Origin of the sequence: uncultured Maribacter sp. (genome assembly GCF_947495965.1) — a bacterium.
Classification (GTDB): domain Bacteria; phylum Bacteroidota; class Bacteroidia; order Flavobacteriales; family Flavobacteriaceae; genus Maribacter_B.
The window spans coordinates 571033-590807 of sequence record NZ_CANMBB010000001.1 but is presented as its reverse complement, the minus strand read 5'-3'; the positions used below and the strand labels follow the sequence as shown (position 1 = coordinate 590807).

The following is a 19775-nucleotide window of genomic DNA, read 5'->3' as shown; positions in this document are numbered from 1 at the left end:
ATATTTATAAAAATAAAAAAACATGGCATTAGAAATAACAGATGCTACTTTTGACGAAGTAGTTTTAAAAAGTGATAAACCAGTAGTAGTAGATTTTTGGGCAGCTTGGTGTGGTCCTTGTAGAATGGTAGGTCCTATCATAGATGAGGTAAGTACAGAGTATGATGGTAAAGCAGTTGTTGGTAAGGTAGATGTAGATGCTAACCAAGAATTTGCGGCTAAATACGGTGTTCGTAATATACCTACTGTATTAGTATTTAAAGATGGTGAGATAGTAAGTAGACAAGTAGGGGTTTCTCCTAAAAAAGTGTACACAGATGCTATTGATGCAGCAATGTAATACGTAATAAATTAGAATAATTAAAAAGGCTTGATTTTTTATCAAGCCTTTTTTTGTTTTTATTTATTATTTAAAAATAGGAGTGTCATTAACAAGTTTCCAAATTCCTTTTTCATTTTTAACTAAAATTAGAATAGAAACTATAGTTGCTTTTTTTCCTTTAAAAGTAACTTTGGCACTAGAAACGGTACCGTTAATTACAATATTTTCAATTGTAAGTTCTCTAGAGTCTCCTCCCCATTCTTTTGTTTTTATTTTTTTAAGATATTCTGCTTTGGTAACAACGCTAACGGTTTTGCTTCCAAAAAGCCTATTCATTACAACCCTATAGTTTGTATCTAAAAGTGTGTCCAATGTATTAGCGTCATTTGAGTCTCCTGCTTTAGAAAAGGCTGTTATAGCCTCTGTTATAGCTTCTTTTTCTGTTGTTTGCGCTTTACAGCCAATTGTTAGTATTGCAAATAATAGTCCTAAAATTTTTAATTTTTTCATAATGCTAAATTTGTTTAATAATGTGTTTTAAAATTCTACTGGTTTGTTTTTGCTTTTGTTTACGGATAATTCATTTTTATAGTTTTTAAATTTATATAGTATCAATTATTGATATATCAATTTTAATAATAAAAAAATACTAGCTCATGTTCTTTTGTATTTTTAAGAGTAAGTTCTTTAGTAATTGGGCTTCTTTTTCGGAAAAGCCTTCCATACTTTTTCTTCGATGTTCCTTTATCATTTCTATATTATTCTTTACAAACTTTGTTCCTTCATTGGTTAATTTAATATTGTATTGTCTTCTATTATTTAAAATGGGTTCTCTTAGTAAAAGATTTTTGGTTTCTAAAATATCTAATGTTCTAGTAATAGATGCGGGGTCTCTTAGAGATTTGTCTGCAAGTTCTTTTTGAGAGATGGGAGCCGTTTCTTCAATAATTTTTAAAAGTACCCATTGGTCAATGGTAATGCCAAGTTTAATTCTATCAAATTCTTTTTGAGAATATTTTTTTGATATTTTACTTGTCTTATCAATCTGAAAAAGAATAACATCTTCAATATTTCCTCCAGGCATAATTAGCTTTATGAGTTAAATAATAGTGCAAATATAAATTTATTATTGATATATCAATAATAAATTTATAAATATGCAAGAATAGGTTTTATATCTTAGTAAAAGATTTAATATTATGAATACACAATCAGAATTAAATAAAGCCTCCCTTTTTCAAAATCTAGAGCTGCTTGCAAGTCAAGTGGTAGAGGGGTTTATTAGTGGAATTCATAAAAGTCCTTTTCATGGGTTTTCTGCTGAATTTGCAGAACATAAAATCTATAATAGTGGAGAAAGTACAAAACATATAGATTGGAAACTGTATGCAAAGACAGATAAGCTGTATACTAAAAAATACGAAGAAGAAACTAATTTAAGATGCCATATGATTTTAGATAATTCGGCATCTATGTACTATCCTGAAGTAGAAAAATTAGGGATAGATAATTTAAATAAAATAGGATTTTCTGTGCTTGCTATTGCTGCTTTAATGAATGTTTTAAAAAAGCAAAGAGATGCAGTTGGTTTAAGCGTATACGCTTCTTCTTATCAGAATTATTATACAGAAAAAGGTAGTGAGCGTCACCATCAAATGTTATTGGCAAGGCTTAATGAAATATGCAAAGATGCCAACCCTAGTAAAGAAACTAAAACCTACACCTATTTACATGAAATAGCAGAAAATATAAAACGTAGGAGTCTTGTTTTTTTATTTACAGATATGTTTCAATCTACTCTAGATAACAAAGCTTTGTTTGATGCATTGCGTCATTTAAAACATAATAAGCACCAAGTAGTGCTTTTTCATGTATTGGATAAGCAAACAGAATTAAATTTTGATTTTGAAAATACACCAAAACGTTTTGTAGATGTAGAGACAGGGGAGCATATAGATTTATATGCAGATACGGTTAAAAAGAATTATGAAAGTAAGTTACATACTGCAATAGAGGAACTTAAGTTAAAATGTTCTCAGTATAAAATTAGATATGTGAATGTAGATGTAGCATCAGATTTCTCTAAAGTCATAAATACCTTTTTGGTAGAGAAACATAAATTTTAAATTTATGTAAATTTTTTATTGAAATTGTTTGTGTAATTCAATTAGCGGCGTATATTTGCAACCGCTAAAAGCCACGGTCTGGTAGTTCAGCTGGTTAGAATACCTGCCTGTCACGCAGGGGGTCGCGGGTTCGAGTCCCGTCCAGACCGCAGAAAGCTCTCAAGAAATTGAGAGCTTTTTTTGTATGAACTATTTTGCTTTTTTTAAAAAAGAGCTACTACATGTATCTTTTTAATTAACTAAACTGTTTAGTTAACTCTGAAACCACATTTTCAATAGTTTTATTTTGATTTTTTTTCTCTAAGATTTTTGGAGGAACTTTTCTTTCGTTACAATCTTTAATAGCACAGCGTTCACAAGTTATTCCTACGGCTTGCGTTTTTATTTTTTTGTCTCCTAAAAACTTTATTTTCTTTTTTAACTGTTTATCAATAAGTAATCCAATACTTATGCTTCTATATTTTTTTTCTTTAAAAGGGTCTTTTGTGGCGGAAGAAAGTACTAAATAGGATAAATCGTCATTAGGGTATTCGGAAATTTGAAGGTCAAAGACATGATTTTTTTTAGTTTTAATAATAGTTTCAATTACCCTTAAAGAAACCCATCTCCTGCAATAGTGTTCATTTGTTTCATTTGCATGTGGAGATTGTTGGTTGGGTAAGTGTAATTCTTTGGTAAGGTAATAATTGGTGCTCCTGGCTTCATGAGTAAATCTTAAAAAAAATAAACTTTGAATATTAAAATCTTTTGGCAATAAGTTTGTTAGTCTTTGATAGAAGGTTTCCGGGGAATTTGTGTAAGAGGAAATGGTTTTAATAAAAGTAGCTTTATTAAAAGTGTCTTTATTAAATAAAGAAGTTAATTGTTCTGTCATTACATCTCTTGGTAAAACTAGAGCACCAGCAAAATAGGAGGCATAAAAATTATTTAATACTTCTTCAAAATTTTCAAATTTAATCCAAGGAAAAGTATAAAGGCGTAATTCGTATTTTAAATAGTTATACGCAATTTCTTTAGCGTATATAAAAGTCCGTTGCGCCTCGTCTATATTGCTAGATAGTAATAGTGTTTTTGTTTTTGGGGCAAATACAGAACGTAAATCTAGCAGTTCTTCATGCTTTTTTAAATCTTCGTTATTTATGGTATAGTCATATTCTTCTACGAGAATTTCTTCTAATTCTTGAGCAGATACCGGTTTGCGTAAATTTATGTGGTATGCTTTACAAAAACCTATAACTTTTTGTTCTAACGCTTCAAAATAATTATAATTTGCTTGTTGGTAAGAACGTAAAGAAGAAAGGTAAAAGCTTTCTTTTCCAAAATTGTAATGCTTTGCTATTTCTATTATAGTAGTTATAAAGGCATTAACCTTGTCTGGAGCGTTTGCAATTATATCTATAAGATTACTTTCTTTTATTCCAAAAAGGTCTAAAGGTATTTCTTTTAAAATTTTAGACTGTAGAATTTCTCCAATTGGAGCTAGATTTTTATCTAATTTTAGGGAAACTAACTTATCATATGGTATATCTAATTTGTTAGATAGTGTTATAATTTTATCTGTTTTTGGATATTTTTTTCCTTTCTCAATTTCGTTTAAATAAGATTTAGATAGTCCTGTAATTTTGGACAGTCCAAATAACGATAAATTTTTATCGGTACGAATCTGCTTTAATTTTAGTCCAAAAATTAACTTAATATATTCTTCTTCCATAGTGTTTAAACAAATATAAAACTTTTTTGCGGATGTTGTAATTTTAATTTTTTTTAACATTTAGCGAACGTTCGCTTTTTTTATTGAATATTTTTTTTTACTATTGTAGGTATAAAATAGTCAGTTATGGAAAAAAACACGTCAACAATGCTTGCGAAAATGCAGTTCAGTTCATCTGTTCAGAATTATTATCCAGAAATTCTAACAGATGATGCGATACTTTTTTTAACTGCTTTGCAAGAACGTTTTAATGAAAAAAGGGTAGACCTTTTAGAGAAAAGAGAATTACAACAGTCTTTCTTTGATAAAGGAAATTTTCCTGAATTTCCTGTAGAAACTATGGAAATTAGAGAGTCCGATTGGAAGGCTTCTGATATTCCTGCAGATTTACAAGACCGTAGGGTAGAGATTACTGGGCCAGTGGATCGTAAAATGGTTATAAATGCTCTTAATTCTGGAGCAAAGACATTTATGGCAGATTTAGAAGATAGTAATGCTCCTTCTTGGTCTAATTGTATAGAAGGGCAGCAAAATTTGCTAGATGCTAATCGTAGAACTATAGATTTTTTTGACCCAGCGAAAAACAAATTTTATGCTTTAAATAAAGAAATAGCAGTATTATTGATTAGGCCAAGAGGGCTTCATTTAAATGAACGTCACATTTTAATTGGTTCTTCAGAAATGTCTGCTAGTTTGTTAGATTTTGGTCTATATGTTTTTCATAATACTAGAATATTACTAGATAAGGGTACGGCACCATATTTTTATCTCCCAAAATTGGAGCATTATTTAGAAGCTCGTTGGTGGAATGAGGTTTTTGAATTTGCACAAGAGTACCTTGAGGTTCCAAATGGCACATTTAAAGCCACAGTACTGGTAGAAACTATTACGGCAAGTCACCAATTAGATGAAATTATTTATGAACTTAAAAACCATATTGTTGGATTAAATTGTGGAAGATGGGATTATATTTTTTCATATATCAAAAAATTTAGAAATCACCAAAGATTTGTCGTTCCTAACAGGGATCAAGTAACTATGACTTCTCCGTTTATGGATGCTTACTCTAAATTGGTAATTCAAAGATGTCATAAAAGAGGAGTGCTTGCTATAGGTGGTATGGCCGCACAAATTCCTATTAAAAATAATGAAAAAGAAAATGAAGAGGCACTAGAAAAGGTTCGTGTAGATAAGGAAAGAGAAGTTAAAAATGGCCATGATGGTACATGGGTTGCGCACCCAGCATTGGTAAATGTAGCCATGAAAGAGTTTAATAAGTATATGCCATCTTCAAATCAATTACATATTACCAGAGACGATGTTAATGTTAAACCAAGGGACTTAGTAGAACTTCCAAAAGGGACAATTACAGAAGCAGGTATTAGAAAAAACATAAATGTAGGAGTACTTTATTTAGAAGCATGGTTACGAGGCAATGGTGCGGTAGCGCTATATAATTTAATGGAAGACGCTGCAACTGCAGAAATTTCTAGAACGCAAATTTGGCACTGGTTACAGAAAGAGGTCTTTTTAGAAGATGGCAGAAAATTTACTAGTAATCTATTTGCAGACATTTATGACGAAGAAATAGAAAAAATATGCACAGAGATAGGTCCAAAAAAGATTAAAAAGGGTCAGTTTAAAAGAGCTTTTATTTTATTTAAAGAACTAGTAGTAGCTAATACTTTTGTAGAGTTTTTAACACTTTCGGCATATAAATACATATAAAAAAGAACCCCGCAGATGCGGTAACATCTATTGCAGGGTTCAAATTATTAATAAATAATAACGTAAATCAAAATTATGAAATCTTCAACGAAAAAGCGGTCATTAATTACAAATTGGGCAATTAATAACACAATACAATGGAATGAGTCTTATAATGTATTAACTGAAAAAATAGCAACAGAACAACCTCAATTAAAGTATTCTTAAAATAATAATAATATGGAAAATTATAATTCAGCAATAAATGCTATTCGTAACATAAAGAAACAGCATGGAAATAGATGGGCAGCAATAAGCCCAGAGAATACGGCAAGAATGAGAATTCAGAATAGGTTTAAAACAGGTTTAGATATTGCCAAATACACAGCGTCTATAATGCGAAAAGATATGGCAGATTATGATGAGGATTCCTCTAAATACACTCAATCTCTAGGTTGTTGGCATGGCTTTGTTGCCCAACAAAAAATGATTGCAGTAAAAAAACATCACGGTACTACCAATAAAAAATATTTATACCTTTCTGGTTGGATGGTAGCAGCTTTACGCTCAGAATTAGGGCCTTTGCCTGATCAATCTATGCATGAGAAAACAGCTGTGCCTAAGTTAATCGAAGAGATATACACTTTCCTATGTCAGGCAGATGCTGTAGCCTTGAACGACCTTTTTCGTCGTTTAGATTCAGGTGAAGATGTGCAAGATGAGATTGATAATTTTGAAACCCATGTTGTACCAATCATAGCAGATATTGATGCAGGTTTTGGTAATGAAGAGGCAACGTATTTACTTGCAAAAAAAATGATTGAGGCAGGTGCTTGTGCTCTACAGATAGAGAATCAAGTATCCGATGCTAAGCAGTGTGGTCATCAAGATGGTAAAGTAACAGTGCCTCATGAAGACTTTATAGCTAAATTAAATGCACTGCGTTATGCGTTTTTAGAATTAGGAGTAGAGGAAGGCATTATTGTAGCACGAACAGATTCTGAAGGAGCAGGTTTAACTCAAAAATTACCTGTTTCTCTTAAAGATGGAGATTTAGCATCAAAGTATATGGATTTTATTGAGGCAGAAGAGGTTTCTGCGAATGAAGTTAAAGATAACGATGTGTTATTTAAGCGAAATGGAAAATTAGTTAAGCCAGTTCGTATGCCTAATGGATTATATAAATTTAAACCAAATTCTAATATTGATAGAGTAGTTTTAGATTGTGTTACCAGTTTAAAAAATGGAGCAGATTTACTTTGGATAGAAACTCCCACACCAAATGTTCATCAAATTGCACATATGGTAAATAGAGTTAAGGAACAAGTACCTAATGCAAAATTGGTATATAATAATTCCCCATCATTTAATTGGACAATTAATTTTAGACAGCAAGCCTATGATGTTATGAAAAAAGAAGGTTTGGATATGTCTAGGTATAGTAGAGAAAAATTAATGGATTTAAAATATGATAACACCCCATTGTCAGATATTGCAGATGAAATGATTAGAACTTTTCAGATAGAAGCATCTTTAAATGCAGGAGTCTTTCACCATTTAATAACACTGCCGACCTATCATACTACTGCTTTACACATGAATAACCTAGTAGAAGGTTATTTTGGAGATTTAGGGATGTTGTCTTACGTAGATGCTGTACAGCGACAAGAAATACGAAAAGGAGTTTCTTGTGTAAAACATCAGAGAATGGCAGGTTCAGATTTAGGAGATGACCATAAAACCTTCTTTGCAGGAGATAAAGCTTTAAAGGCAGGTGGAGAAAAAAACACAAGTAATCAATTTGATAGTAAGGAAAAGGAATCAGTTATGGTTAAATAAATCGTCTTTTTTTATTTTTGGAAAAAGGGAGGCAATAGTATACGGCTCCCTTTTTTATTTGGAGTTTTAACCATAACAAAAACAGCCTTTTAATACTCCTTTTATTTTTCTATTTTAGTAAACCCCCTTTTACTCATATTATACATAAACCAATAGACTAATGAAAAACCTTTTTTTATTGTCTTTAATTTTTTGTGCTTTTAGTTGTAAAAATAAAGGAGCAGAAACTATTAAAGATTTTATCCCATTGTACAACGGAGAAAATTTAAATAATTGGGATTGCCATTGTAAAGGGGAAGACCCTGAGTTAGCCAAAAAAGTATTTAGTTTAGAAAAGAATAAAGAAATCCATGTTTTTAAAGATTTTCCAGATAAATATGGTGTTTCAGAAAATAAGAATGAAACGCACTGTATGATTTTTACAAAGAAAAAATATAGTCGTTATATTTTTAAGTTTGATTATAAATGGGGCAGTAAATTGTTTAATAATTACGATACCTACCAATATGATGCAGGAATGTATTTTCATGTTTTTAACACCAAAATATGGCCAGAAGGTATAGAATATCAAGTACGATATAATCATATAAAAGATTTAAACCATACCGGAGATATATGGAATTCTGGCTCTAGTTTTGATTGGTATGCAAGTATTCATGATAAAGCATCAGAAAATAAAACATATACACCTCTAAAAGAAGGAGGTGTTTTACAAGCGCATAAGGGAGGGGAGCATAGAGCATCTATAAATGCGGAGTATAATGCGCTTAATGGAAAATGGAACCATTGCGAGGTTATTGTTATGGGTAATTCTTATGCCATTTTTAAATTAAATAATAAGGTGGTTAATGTAATGACTAATATAAAACATAAAGAAGGGGTAATAGGTTTACAAGCAGAAACAGCAGAGATTTTTTATAAGAACATTAAAATAAAAGAATTTTCTGAAGATATTCCAATTTCACAATTTTTAAATAATTAACTTAATGTTAGGTAGATTTTTTTTTGGTGGTATACTGGTGTTATTAATCTCTTGTGCAGGGGCAAAACAAAATAAAGAAAAAGAGAATAGCTGGGGAAATGTAATCTCTACAAATGAATCTGAATTAATAGGAAGGCATGAGGCCGCATTTGTATGTGTTAAGGATAAATTTTATTTATTAGGAGGAAGAGGTATTAGACCTGTAAGTATTTATAATGCAGTAACTGGAGTTTGGACTAAAGGAGCTAAACCACCTATAGAGCTGCATCATTTTCAGCCAGTAGTTTATAAAAATTTAGTTTATGTTATTGGAGCAATGACAGGAAGGTATCCAGGTGAAACACCAGTTCCAAATATTTACATATATAATGTTTCTACAAATAGATGGTATAAAGGAGATACTATACCAAAAGAAAGAGTAAGAGGCTCTACAGGAAATGTTATTTATAAGGATAATGTATATATATCTTGTGGTATAAAAAATGGCCATATTGGCGATCATAAAAAGTGGTTAGACACCTATAATTTAAAAACTGGGGAGTGGCAAATTTTACCAGATGCTCCTATAGCAAGAGACCATTTTCAGGCAACTATAGTAGAAGATAAAATATACCTCTTGGGAGGAAGGCAATCTAAAGCTCCAGACGAAACTTTTAAACATACAATAGCAGAAGTAAATGTTTTTGATATTGAAAAAGAGAGTTGGGAAACCATGCCGAATAATTTGCCTACAGAACGAGCTGGTAATATGGTAACTGCAATTAAAAAACATATTTGGGTAATTGGCGGGGAATCCGATAACCAACCAGTAGCGCATAATGAAGTTGAGGTGTTAAATACCCAAACAAAGGAATGGTATAAAAAACCTAGTTTACAAAGAGGTAGACACGGATCAGGTATTATAGTTTATAAGAGTGCTTGCTACGTGGCATCTGGCTCAGGAAATAAAGGGGGTTCTCCAGAATTGAAAAGCATGGAGAAGATAGATTATTGAATATTAAAAAATAGGTAATATGAAAAAAATACTTGGAATAATTTTTATTGTTTTTTTATTTAATTGCTCTAGTGATGATGCTATTGTTGCAGATAAAATTTTTGAAGGAGATGTAACACTCAAAACTCAAAAAGAAGTGGATGATTTTGGGGCAAAAAAAATTACTCAAGTTAATGGGGTGCTAACTATTGGCGGAGATGAATTAGAAGCAACAAATATTTTAGAATTAAAAAGTCTAAAGAATCTAAAAAGTGCGTCAAGTATACTCCTAATATTTAATGATGAGTTAAGTAGTTTAATGGGCTTAGAAAACCTTGTAGAAGTAGAAAACTCTATAACAATTAGTCAAAATGAAAATATAGAAAGCATAGAGGCTTTGGCTAATATGACAACCAGTGGGCAAGTAATTATTTCAGGTAATCCTAAATTAGTTAGTTTAAAAGGTTTGGAAAAAATTTCTGAAGCGGCAGTTATTTCTATAAGGCATAATGTTACTCTTATGAATCTTGAAGGTTTAAATGGAGTAGTTAATTTATCGAGTAGTTTAAATGTGATAGATAATTATAACTTAAAAAGTTTAAATGGTCTTACTAATTTAAAAAGTACTCAATGGTTGCACATAGTAGGGAATGCTATAGAAAATTTAAATGGCTTAGAAGGTCTAGAGGAAGTAGATAATCTTTTCATTGAAAGAAATAATAGTTGTTTAAATTTAAACGGCCTCTCTAATTTAACCTCGATAAAAGAAAGATTAGTAGTTAATGAAAATTTAGTCCTTTCAAGTTTTTGCGGACTTAAATTGCAGGCTATAGTTAATTATAATGGCAACTATTTAGTTAGTAGTAATGCTTATAATCCTACTTTGCAAAATCTTAAAGAAGAAGAGTGTGAACTATAATTTTAAACAATATGTATTTATGAAAACAACAAATCTTCTATTAAAATTTCAAATAAGTATACTTTGTTTTTTTATTTTTTTCTCTTGTAAAACAAAAGAAAATAAGCCTAAAGAAAAAGAAATAAAGCTGCCTAATATAGTATACATTTTGGCAGATGACTTGGGTTATGGGGATTTAAGCTTTACTGGACAGAAAAAATTTAGTACTCCTAATATAGATAAGCTTGCTCGTGAAGGGATGTTTTTTTTGCAGCATTATTCTGGTGCTACTGTTTGTGCACCATCAAGATCAGCATTAATAACAGGTCAGCATACAGGGCATACACCTATTAGAGGCAATAAAGAAGTTCTTCCAGAAGGGCAATGGCCAATGCCTAAAGGAACATTTACTTTGGCTCAAATGTTACAAGAAAAAGGGTACGCTACAGGTGCTTTTGGAAAATGGGGTTTAGGGTATCCTGGTTCAGAAGGAGAACCATTAAACCAGGGGTTCGATACTTTTTATGGCTATAATTGTCAGCGTTTAGGACATCATTATTATCCATATCATTTATGGGATAATACTACCAAAGTAATGCTTAATGGTAATAAGGGTTATAAAAAAGAAGAATATGCACCTAATTTAATTCATGAAAAAGCAATTTCTTTTATGGAAAAACATAAGAACCAGCCCTTTTTTATGTACTATCCAAGTGTAATTCCACATGCAGAACTTGCCGCTCCTAAAAAATATATAGATATGTTTTTAGGAAAACTAGAACCAGAAAAATCATTTGAAGGAAGAGATAGTGGAGAAGAGTATAGAAATGGAGATTATGAATCTCAAGAAAATACGCATGCAGCTTTTGCTGCAATGGTAACACTATTAGATAATCAAGTAGGAGATATTGTTAGTAAATTAAAAGAGTTAGGCCTTGAGGAAAATACGCTAATAATTTTTACATCAGATAATGGCCCACATATAGAAGGAGGGGCAGATCCAGATTATTTTAATAGTAATGGTATATACCGTGGATACAAAAGAGATTTGTATGAAGGAGGTATTCATGTTCCTATGATTGCTAAATGGAAAGGTGTTATTAAGGAGAATACAACAACAAATCATGTTTCTGCTTTTTGGGATGTTTTACCAACATTAGGGGAGATTGTTGAAGCAAAGATTGAAAGTGATTTAGATGGAATCTCTTTTTTACCAACCTTAAAAAGTGAAGAAGTACAAGAGCAACATAATCATTTATATTGGGAATTTCATGAAAAAGGAGGAAGACAGGCAATTAGAAAAGGAAAATGGAAATTAGTAAGATATAATGTTAAGAAAAATGGAGATTATGAGCTGTATAATTTAGAAGAGGATCCAGGAGAAACAAATAATCTTGCCAGTAATATGAAAAATAAAGTAGTAGAATTAGTCAAAATATTAGAAGAAAGTAGAACTCCATCTAGCATATATAAGTTTAAACAAACAGCTTTTAATGGTAATAAAAAATAATTTTTTAACTCCATTAAAGATGCTTAAAATAAGAGAATTTTTTTTTCTGTTTTTATTCCTTAGTATCATCTGTAATGCTCAGGAAAAGAAAAAATTGTCACTAGGGGAACAACCCGTTTTTAAAGTTAGTAAAGCAACAACCTCTATTATTGTAGACGGTAAACAGGAGGAAGAAGTTTGGGACAAAACTGAAGCAAGAGAGTTAAACTATTTTTATAAAATAGATAAATCTACAGATAAGCAAAAAACTACTTTTAAAATGCTTTGGGATGAAGAGAATTTATATGTTTTTTTTAAATGTGAAGACCAGTATATAACTGCAAGAGAAACTAAAAGAGACGGGCAACCTTATTTTGATGACTGTGCGGAACTATTTTTAATAACAGTCCCAGATAGCTTAGATACTCATTTTGGATTTGAGCTAAATCTAAATAAAGCATCAAATGATTTTATTTATTTTAACGATTATTATAAAAATGAACATGCAGTTTTTAAGAATTATAATCCAAAGTTTAAAGTAGAGATAACATATGATGGAACTATAAATAATAATACTGATATAGATAAAGGATGGACTATGGAAATGGCTATTCCACTTTCAGAATTTGGTGCATTAGGAAAGCTAAAAGAAGTAAAAACGGGTAATCGTTGGGCTTTTTTAGCTATTAGACAAGACCGTAATGATTTGGAAGGTAACCGTAGATCTACTTCTACTATTTTTCCTATTTATGATATTTCTAAAAATGTACATCAACCTAACCGGTTTGGGTTATTAGAGTTCGTAGAATAGTTTTTTGTAGTTATTCTTGGGAAAACAATAAAATGTGTATTATTATTGTGTATATTATGATAATAATATATTTTTAAGCATATTTTTTATAGAATTTAATAAATTCTATGCGGTTTTCAATTACTCAATGAAGGATAAGAATAGCCAAATATTAGAAAAGGTTTTTGTAGAACATTATGATGAATGGTGTCTATTATCCTATTCTTATTTACAAGATATGGATGAGGCAGAGGAAATAGTTCAAGACGTTTGTGTTTCTATTCTACTTAAAGGGAGACTAAAACGTATTTTAAATCCTAAGGCTTATATTGCAATTTCTGTTAAAAACAAGAGTTTGCAGAGAATTAAGGAGTTAAATAAATATGAAGTATTTGATACTCAAAAATTACATGTAGTATTTTCTGCGGAAGAAAATTTAATACAAAAAGAAAAAAAACAATTTTTGGAAAAGGCAATAGCTTCACTTCCAGATGCAAGTAAAAAGGTTTTTAGTTTGTGTGTATTAGAAGGAGAAAAGTATCAAAAAGTGGCAAAAACTCTAGGTATATCTATAAATACAGTAAAATATCACTTAAAAAAGGCTTATAAAATATTAAGAGTAGAAGTCAAAGATGCTTACTATTCTTTGTTAATTATTGTTGAATTTATATTTTTTTAGTAAAATTTTTATTTTTTCACTACCCTAAATCATTATTTTTTACTCATATAATAAAGAGTTTATATTCTTTAGATGACTTATTTATGAAAATTTCAAAGCTTATTGTTAAGAAACTTAGAGGAGAAATTTCTACTGATGAAGATTCTTTTTTAGAACAATGGAGGTTTCAATCTACGGATAATGATAATCTTTTTAAAAGGTTAAAAAAGCTTCATGAAAAAGGTATAGATATATCAGAAATAGATAATATTCAAGATCCTAATACTGCTTGGAAAAAGGTAAATCAAGAATATGAAATAAATAAATCCAGTTTAAATAAAAAACCGATAGAGGTATGGAAGTATGTAGCTATTTTTGCTTTAATACTATCTGTAGGTTATTCTGCTTATACATCCTTTAAATACAATGCGCCTATTTCTAAGATAGATTCTAATGCAATAACCTTGCAATTAGACAATGGAGAAATTCAAATATTATCATTAGATAACAATAAGAACATTACAGATGATAAAGGAGTTATTTTAGGGAAGAAAGATGGAGCTAAATTAGACTACTCAAATGCGGGAGTAGAAGAAAAGTTAGTATACAATAAGTTAACTATACCATACGGTAAAAAATTCGAAATTTCTTTGTCAGATGGGACTACCGTGCATCTTAATTCAGGCTCTTCTATACGTTATCCTGTTAAATTTTTAAAGGGAAAAAAACGACAAGTTTATCTAGAAGGAGAAGCTTTTTTTGATGTGAGTAAAGATAAAGAACATCCTTTTATTGTTACAACTTCTGATATGGATGTAACGGTTTTAGGAACTGAGTTCAATGTTTCTGCTTATCCTGAGGACAAATTTATTAATACGGTTTTGGTAGAAGGTTCTGTAAGTCTTTCCGATGTTAATGATATTGAAAAAGAAAATAATATAATACTTCAACCTGGTTACAAGGCAGAATGGAATGTAGCAAATAAAAATACGATTTTCAATAAGGTAGATACAGATATATATACGGGTTGGATACAAGGTAAGTTAGTTATTAAAAATCTTCCTTTTAGTAGTATAATTAGTAGGTTAGAAAGACATTATAATATAAAAATAATTAATAACTACTCAGAATTAAATAAAGAGATGTTTACAGCTTCATTCGACGTCGAAACTATAGAAGAGGTTCTTGATTCATTTGCTGAAAATATAGAATTTACTTTTGAAGCTAAGAATAATGTAATAACAATTAATAAGAACTAAAAAAGAAACGCCTATGTAAGTTACTTGAAAACAAAAATCGGAAAATGCTGCCACATTTCCCGATTATAAAAAATGATTAAAATTAAATAACCATTTAACGAACAACTAAAATATGAAAAATAAAGCTAGAATGGCGCAAACCATGCGTTATTCGTTAAAATTCAATTTAGCAATGAAACTAACTGCGATTCTTTTATTAGTCTCCGTTTTTTCAATCAACGCTAATACATACTCGCAGAAAGCAAAAGTAACCTGTAACCTGAAAAATGTAAAAATTACTCGCGTTTTTGAGAAAATTGAAAAAGACACAAATTTTAAATTTCTCTATAAGAATAATGAGATTGACGAAAATAGGCTAGTCTCATTGAATGTTACAAATGAGCCTTTGGTAAATATTCTAAATGATTTGTTTTTACATACGAACATAGTATATGTTGTAAAGAGAAGGCAAATAATTCTTAAAGAGGATATTACAGAAAAGTTTGTTAAACATCAGAATCATAAAAATGAAAAACAACTAGTTAAGAGTTTACAGCAACAAATTTCAGGAACAATCACTTCCTCAGAGGATGGTTTTGTAATACCAGGGGTAAACATTATAGTAAAAGGAACTGCCAACGGAACAGCATCTGATTTTGATGGCAATTATCAAATAAATGCATCTTCTGGAGATATTTTAGTTTTTAGCTATATAGGATATAAAACTATAGAGAAAACAGTAACTTCTATTACCAATTTAAATGTTGTAATGGAACCAGATGCAGAACAACTAGATGATGTAGTTGTTATTGGTTATGGTTCTGTAAAAAAGAGTGATGTTACAGGGGCTTTAACATCTGTTTCATCAAAAGATTTTGACAAGCAACCATTAAATGATGTAAGTCAGGCATTACAAGGTAGAGCATCTGGAGTGCAAGTAACACAAACTAGTGGAGCTCCTGGAGGAAGCTTTAAAATTAGAATACGTGGAGCTAATTCTATAACAGGTAGCAATGAACCACTTTACGTAGTAGATGGGCAATTTGTAGATATTTCTACAGTAAATGTAAATGACATACAGTCTATGGAAGTATTAAAAGATGCTTCTTCTACTGCAATATATGGTACACGTGGAGCCAATGGTGTAGTTTTAATTACAACTAAAAAAGGACGTATAGGAAAAGCAAAAATAAATGTAGATTTATTTACAGGAACATCTACTGTAACACAAAAATTAGATTTGTTAAGTCCAGTAGAATTTGCTGAGGGTGTAAATTTTTCTGAGGGAAGAGATCCTAATGATCCAAACAACCCTTTTTACACGACAGCAGAAATTGACGCTTTAAGATTATCTGGAGGAGAAGATTGGCAAAAAAGGTTGTTTAAAACAGCATTCTTTAATAACGCTCAAATTTCTGCCAGCGGAGGAACTAAAGATGTAGATTATTATATTTCTGGGAACCTATATGAAACAGAAGGAACAGTTGTAGATCAAAAATATAAGCGTTTAAATTTAAGAACCAATTTTAACGCCAATTTAAATGAAAAATTAAAAGTAGGAGTTAATTTTAATATTGGCCGTGTAGAATCAAAAGGTAATAGAGCAGATTTGGGTGTTGGCTTAGCTTTTGATCCAACAACAACAGCATTTAATGAAGATGGTGAATATAACTTTAATTCTACAAAACAGGTATCTACATCACAAACTAATCCTTTAGTTGCTGTTGAGAATAATATAAGAGAAAATACAAGAGACAGATATAGTATTAATGGATATGTGAATTATGATTTAGCTAAGAATTTAGTTTTTAATAGTTCTGCAGGTATTGTTAAAACAGAGGTTCATAATAATACATATGCTCCATTGATTTCTAGTAGTATTGGAAGAGCAAATGTGGATAATACATCTTTCACTAATTTATTCAATACTAATCGTCTTACTTATAGTGTAGATATTGGAGAAAAAAGCTCCTTGAAAATTGATGCTATTCATGAATTTGTTAAAGAAAATCGTAGCGAAGTAGAGGTTGATGCTTCAGACTTTTTTACAGATTTAGTTTCTTTTAAGAATTTATCTGCAGCTGCAGTTCAAATAGTTTCTAATGAAGAACAGAATAGAGAATTAGAGTCTTTTTTAGGAAGAGTAAACTATTCACTATTAGATAAATATTTATTTACAGCATCTTTAAGAGCAGACGGAACAAGTGTATTTCAAAAAAATAAATGGGGGTACTTTCCATCGGCATCTTTTGCGTGGAAAATATCAGAAGAACAATTCATCCAAAATGTAGAAAGCATAAATAACTTAAAACTAAGACTTAGTTATGGTCAAGTAGGAAATCAAGGTATTTCTGTTTTTGGGACTCGATCAAGAGCTATTTTAGATGAAGATATTAATTACCCATTTAGCGGAAACTATACTGTCGGGGTAGCTCCTTCTAATCGATTAGCTAATCCAGATTTAACATGGGAAACAACAGAACAAATTAATGCTGGTTTAGATATCGGGTTATGGAATTCTGGTTTAACTATGTCTATAGATTACTATAAAAAGAATACAACGGATCTTTTACTAGATACGCAATTACCATCTTTTGTAGGGCCTACAAATAAATTTGTAAATGCGGGTGAGGTAGAAAATAAAGGTTTTGAAGTTACTCTTGGTGCTAGAATTTTACAAAATGATAATTGGAGTATAAACTCAACCTTAAGTTTCTCTAGTAATAGAAATAAAGTGTTATCATTAAATGATGATGTGCAGTTTATTGAAGTTGGAGATGATATTAGAGCAAATACCTTTCCAGTAAAACCTACAAGGGTAGAAGTTGGGTTACCAATAAGCTCATTTAGAGGATATATATTTGATGGAGTATACCAATTGGGTGAAGAAGCTGAGGGAACACCTGGGAATGCTAAATATAGAGACATTAGCGGACCAGATGGTGTGCCAGACGGAATTATTTCTACAGATGATATAACAACAATTGGAGATGGTAATGCAGATTATACTTGGGGTTGGAACTGGGATGTAAATTATAAAAACTGGAACTTAAATTTTGTATTAACTGGTTCTCAGGGGAATGACATATATAATTTACAAAGAGCACGTTTAATGGCACTCGGAGCGCAACAGTTCCATGCCGTATATGGAGATTATAGAGATAGATGGACGCCGACAAATCCTAGTAATATACCTTCTGGTAGAGACGGTACAGAGATTTTATCTTCTCAATTTATTGAAGATGGGTCTTATATAACTATGAAAAACATTGCATTAAGTTATAATGTAAATAGTAATTTTTTAGATAAACTAGGGCTAAGTAAACTAAGATTATATACTAGCGTAGAGAACTTATTTATTATTACTGATTATACAGGGTTTGATCCAGAAGCAACTGCTTCGGGAGCAGATGCAGACGCTGATGTTGGTATCGATTATAATTCATATCCAATTAATCGTTCCGTAACCCTTGGTCTAAATGTATCCTTTTAATAATAAAAAATAAGAACTATGAAACATATAAATAAAATTATACTGCTCGCATTAATGGTTTTTATAAGCCACTCATGCTCTGATTTAGAAGAAGACACCAGTAGTTTACTTACTTTAGATAGACTAGGTAGTGAAGGAGATATTACAGCTAGTTTAGCTCCTATATATAGAGAAATGTTAAACTTACATAAAACTCCGCATACGAGAATGGCTGCTACCTATGGAGCCGATGATCTTACAACATGGATTGCAGGGAATAAAGCACCTTTTCGTGTTTTTGATAGGTTCGATTATGGAAGTGGAGAAAATTCAGATATAAATTGGCTTCCAATAGCATGGGACTCTTATTGGAAAAACATTTACTATAGTAATACTTTAATAAAAGGACTAAAGACTTCAACGGCCTCTGAAGAGGCAATTAAGGTTGGAGACGGGGAAGCACGTCTTTTTAGAGCTTTATGTTATTTAAACTTGGTTAGAACACATGGTAATGTGCCAGTTATTTTAGAAGAAGATATTCCAACAGGAAAGGAAAAAAGAGCTACAGTGTTACTTAACTATGAACATATAGAGGAAGATTTACTTATAGCAGAAGCTTCTTTACCCTTACCAGGCGAAGTAGCGCCAGGAAGAGCCTCTTCAACTTTCGCTAAAGCAGTATTGGCAGACCTGTACTTAACTTGGGCAGGATGGCCAGTAAAAGATGCTACTAAATATCAATTAGCAGCTAATAAAGCTAAAGAAATAATAGATTTAGGGTATCATACATTATTACCAATAGATGAATTGTGGTTGTTATCCGGCCAGAATAGTACAGAGTCTATTTTTTCACTAAAATTCCCAGATGATAAAAGTATAGTAAATGGAGGGCCAACAGCTTTCAGTTTTCATGAAGCTAGAGGTTTTTCTGATGCTTTCCCGGAACTGCAGTTTTTTGAAAATTTTCCTGAAGGTCCAAGAAAAGAAGCTACATTTCTTTTAGATATACCTCAAAGAAGAGCCCCAGGAGGAGTCCTTACACCAAGAGATCCGGCAACTAAACCTTGGCAAGAATCTCAGCGGCAACACCCAATGTATGGTAAATTTACAGCGGGAGAAGATTTAACTTTTGGAGGTAGACCAGTATCTTTTAGGTCTATTGAATTGTATAGGTATGCAGAAATATTACTAATATATGCAGAAGCGCAAGCAAGAATAGGGTCAAATGCAAGTTCAATAGAAGCGTTTAATCAAGTTAAAAGAAGAGCTGCAGGTTTACCATATAATGTAGCAGATCTTTCTGTTGATGTAGTCTCTCCAACTGTAGATGAAATTATTGCAGAAAAAGGTTGGGAACTAGCAGGAGAGTATAAAAGATGGTTTGATCTAATTAGAACTGAAAAATTAGAAGAAATTACAGCTTTAAGGTCTCCAGATGAAGATGTAGTATTGGTAAGGCAACCCTCTAAGGCACAGTATATTGCACCAATACCATTTAATGCAATTAATTTAAGTGAGTTAGAACAAAATCCAGAAGGATTTAAAATTCAATAAGGTAAATTAATGTTAG

The 19775-nt window shown here is 31.1% G+C and carries 17 protein-coding genes and 1 tRNA gene; 15 read left to right on the top strand and 3 right to left on the bottom strand.

Annotated elements, in window-relative coordinates; translation table 11 throughout:
• The first annotated feature begins 22 nt into the window (after positions 1–22).
• Entirely contained in the window at positions 23–340 is a 318-nt protein-coding gene (gene trxA / locus Q0820_RS02360) for a thioredoxin (RefSeq protein ID WP_121063647.1), read from the top strand.
• A 66-nt stretch (positions 341–406) separates the two neighbouring features.
• Here trxA and Q0820_RS02355 read toward each other — a convergent pair whose 3' ends face one another.
• Both Q0820_RS02355 and Q0820_RS02350 read right to left on the bottom strand, forming a co-directional pair.
• A complete protein-coding gene (locus Q0820_RS02355) occupies positions 407–832 on the bottom strand; it encodes a nuclear transport factor 2 family protein (protein ID WP_298484743.1) in 426 nt (141 codons plus the stop codon).
• Between the two features lie 139 nt (positions 833–971).
• The gene (locus Q0820_RS02350; protein WP_298484741.1) at positions 972–1406 is read right to left on the bottom strand and encodes a MarR family transcriptional regulator; all 435 of its coding nucleotides are present in this window, start codon (positions 1404–1406) and stop codon (positions 972–974) included.
• A 115-nt stretch (positions 1407–1521) separates the two neighbouring features.
• Between Q0820_RS02350 and Q0820_RS02345 the strand changes: the two genes are divergently transcribed.
• Both Q0820_RS02345 and Q0820_RS02340 read left to right on the top strand, forming a co-directional pair.
• Entirely contained in the window at positions 1522–2448 is a 927-nt protein-coding gene (locus Q0820_RS02345; protein ID WP_298484739.1) for a DUF58 domain-containing protein, read from the top strand.
• 75 nt (positions 2449–2523) lie between these two features.
• Positions 2524–2597 (top strand) — tRNA-Asp (locus Q0820_RS02340).
• A gap of 86 nt (positions 2598–2683) precedes the next feature.
• Here the strand turns inward: Q0820_RS02340 and Q0820_RS02335 are convergent.
• Positions 2684–4159, bottom strand: coding sequence for a helix-turn-helix domain-containing protein (locus Q0820_RS02335; protein ID WP_298484738.1), 1476 nt, complete (start codon positions 4157–4159; stop codon positions 2684–2686).
• Positions 4160–4285: 126 nt separating this feature from the next.
• On the opposite strand from Q0820_RS02335, the gene aceB reads away from it, so the two are divergent.
• The 12 genes from aceB to Q0820_RS02275 all read left to right on the top strand — a co-directional run bounded on the left by aceB (position 4286) and on the right by Q0820_RS02275 (position 19759).
• The gene (gene aceB, locus Q0820_RS02330; protein WP_298484736.1) at positions 4286–5887 is read left to right on the top strand and encodes a malate synthase A; all 1602 of its coding nucleotides are present in this window, start codon (positions 4286–4288) and stop codon (positions 5885–5887) included.
• Between the two features lie 75 nt (positions 5888–5962).
• Entirely contained in the window at positions 5963–6094 is a 132-nt protein-coding gene (locus tag Q0820_RS02325) for a hypothetical protein (protein ID WP_298484734.1), read from the top strand.
• A gap of 12 nt (positions 6095–6106) precedes the next feature.
• Complete coding sequence (locus tag Q0820_RS02320; protein ID WP_298484732.1) at positions 6107–7705, top strand: isocitrate lyase; 1599 nt, start codon at positions 6107–6109, stop codon at positions 7703–7705.
• 160 nt (positions 7706–7865) lie between these two features.
• A complete protein-coding gene (locus Q0820_RS02315) occupies positions 7866–8687 on the top strand; it encodes a DUF1080 domain-containing protein (RefSeq protein WP_298484730.1) in 822 nt (273 codons plus the stop codon).
• A gap of 4 nt (positions 8688–8691) precedes the next feature.
• Complete coding sequence (locus Q0820_RS02310) at positions 8692–9681, top strand: kelch repeat-containing protein (protein ID WP_298484728.1); 990 nt, start codon at positions 8692–8694, stop codon at positions 9679–9681.
• Between the two features lie 19 nt (positions 9682–9700).
• Positions 9701–10579, top strand: a complete 879-nt coding sequence (locus Q0820_RS02305) for a hypothetical protein (RefSeq protein ID WP_298484725.1) — start codon at positions 9701–9703, stop codon at positions 10577–10579.
• 19 nt (positions 10580–10598) lie between these two features.
• On the top strand, positions 10599–12068 hold the full coding sequence (locus Q0820_RS02300; protein WP_298484723.1) for an arylsulfatase: 1470 nt from the start codon (positions 10599–10601) through the stop codon (positions 12066–12068).
• A gap of 19 nt (positions 12069–12087) precedes the next feature.
• Positions 12088–12858 carry a carbohydrate-binding family 9-like protein gene (locus Q0820_RS02295; RefSeq protein ID WP_298484721.1) on the top strand — a complete coding sequence of 257 codons (771 nt, stop codon included), beginning with the start codon at positions 12088–12090 and terminating at the stop codon, positions 12856–12858.
• Between the two features lie 127 nt (positions 12859–12985).
• Positions 12986–13516 carry a sigma-70 family RNA polymerase sigma factor gene (locus tag Q0820_RS02290; RefSeq protein ID WP_298484719.1) on the top strand — a complete coding sequence of 177 codons (531 nt, stop codon included), beginning with the start codon at positions 12986–12988 and terminating at the stop codon, positions 13514–13516.
• An 83-nt stretch (positions 13517–13599) separates the two neighbouring features.
• Positions 13600–14754: a FecR family protein gene (locus Q0820_RS02285; protein WP_298484717.1), complete on the top strand. Its 1155-nt coding sequence runs from the start codon at positions 13600–13602 to the stop codon at positions 14752–14754.
• A 112-nt stretch (positions 14755–14866) separates the two neighbouring features.
• The gene (locus tag Q0820_RS02280; RefSeq protein WP_298484715.1) at positions 14867–18226 is read left to right on the top strand and encodes a TonB-dependent receptor; all 3360 of its coding nucleotides are present in this window, start codon (positions 14867–14869) and stop codon (positions 18224–18226) included.
• An 18-nt stretch (positions 18227–18244) separates the two neighbouring features.
• Positions 18245–19759 (top strand): RagB/SusD family nutrient uptake outer membrane protein, encoded by a 1515-nt coding sequence (locus Q0820_RS02275; RefSeq protein WP_298484713.1) that lies wholly within the window; start codon positions 18245–18247, stop codon positions 19757–19759.
• Positions 19760–19775: the final 16 nt, after the last annotated feature.

Bases quoted from the DNA above. Each gene is read 5' to 3' on its own strand.
- trxA (WP_121063647.1), top strand. From the start codon at position 23: ATGGCATTAGAAATAACAGATGCTACTTTTGACGAAGTAGTTTTAAAA.
- Q0820_RS02355 (WP_298484743.1), bottom strand. From the start codon at position 832: ATGAAAAAATTAAAAATTTTAGGACTATTATTTGCAATACTAACAATT.
- Q0820_RS02350 (WP_298484741.1), bottom strand. From the start codon at position 1,406: ATGCCTGGAGGAAATATTGAAGATGTTATTCTTTTTCAGATTGATAAG.
- Q0820_RS02345 (WP_298484739.1), top strand. From the start codon at position 1,522: ATGAATACACAATCAGAATTAAATAAAGCCTCCCTTTTTCAAAATCTA.
- Q0820_RS02335 (WP_298484738.1), bottom strand. From the start codon at position 4,159: ATGGAAGAAGAATATATTAAGTTAATTTTTGGACTAAAATTAAAGCAG.
- aceB (WP_298484736.1), top strand. From the start codon at position 4,286: ATGGAAAAAAACACGTCAACAATGCTTGCGAAAATGCAGTTCAGTTCA.
- Q0820_RS02325 (WP_298484734.1), top strand. From the start codon at position 5,963: ATGAAATCTTCAACGAAAAAGCGGTCATTAATTACAAATTGGGCAATT.
- Q0820_RS02320 (WP_298484732.1), top strand. From the start codon at position 6,107: ATGGAAAATTATAATTCAGCAATAAATGCTATTCGTAACATAAAGAAA.
- Q0820_RS02315 (WP_298484730.1), top strand. From the start codon at position 7,866: ATGAAAAACCTTTTTTTATTGTCTTTAATTTTTTGTGCTTTTAGTTGT.
- Q0820_RS02310 (WP_298484728.1), top strand. From the start codon at position 8,692: ATGTTAGGTAGATTTTTTTTTGGTGGTATACTGGTGTTATTAATCTCT.
- Q0820_RS02305 (WP_298484725.1), top strand. From the start codon at position 9,701: ATGAAAAAAATACTTGGAATAATTTTTATTGTTTTTTTATTTAATTGC.
- Q0820_RS02300 (WP_298484723.1), top strand. From the start codon at position 10,599: ATGAAAACAACAAATCTTCTATTAAAATTTCAAATAAGTATACTTTGT.
- Q0820_RS02295 (WP_298484721.1), top strand. From the start codon at position 12,088: ATGCTTAAAATAAGAGAATTTTTTTTTCTGTTTTTATTCCTTAGTATC.
- Q0820_RS02290 (WP_298484719.1), top strand. From the start codon at position 12,986: ATGAAGGATAAGAATAGCCAAATATTAGAAAAGGTTTTTGTAGAACAT.
- Q0820_RS02285 (WP_298484717.1), top strand. From the start codon at position 13,600: ATGAAAATTTCAAAGCTTATTGTTAAGAAACTTAGAGGAGAAATTTCT.
- Q0820_RS02280 (WP_298484715.1), top strand. From the start codon at position 14,867: ATGAAAAATAAAGCTAGAATGGCGCAAACCATGCGTTATTCGTTAAAA.
- Q0820_RS02275 (WP_298484713.1), top strand. From the start codon at position 18,245: ATGAAACATATAAATAAAATTATACTGCTCGCATTAATGGTTTTTATA.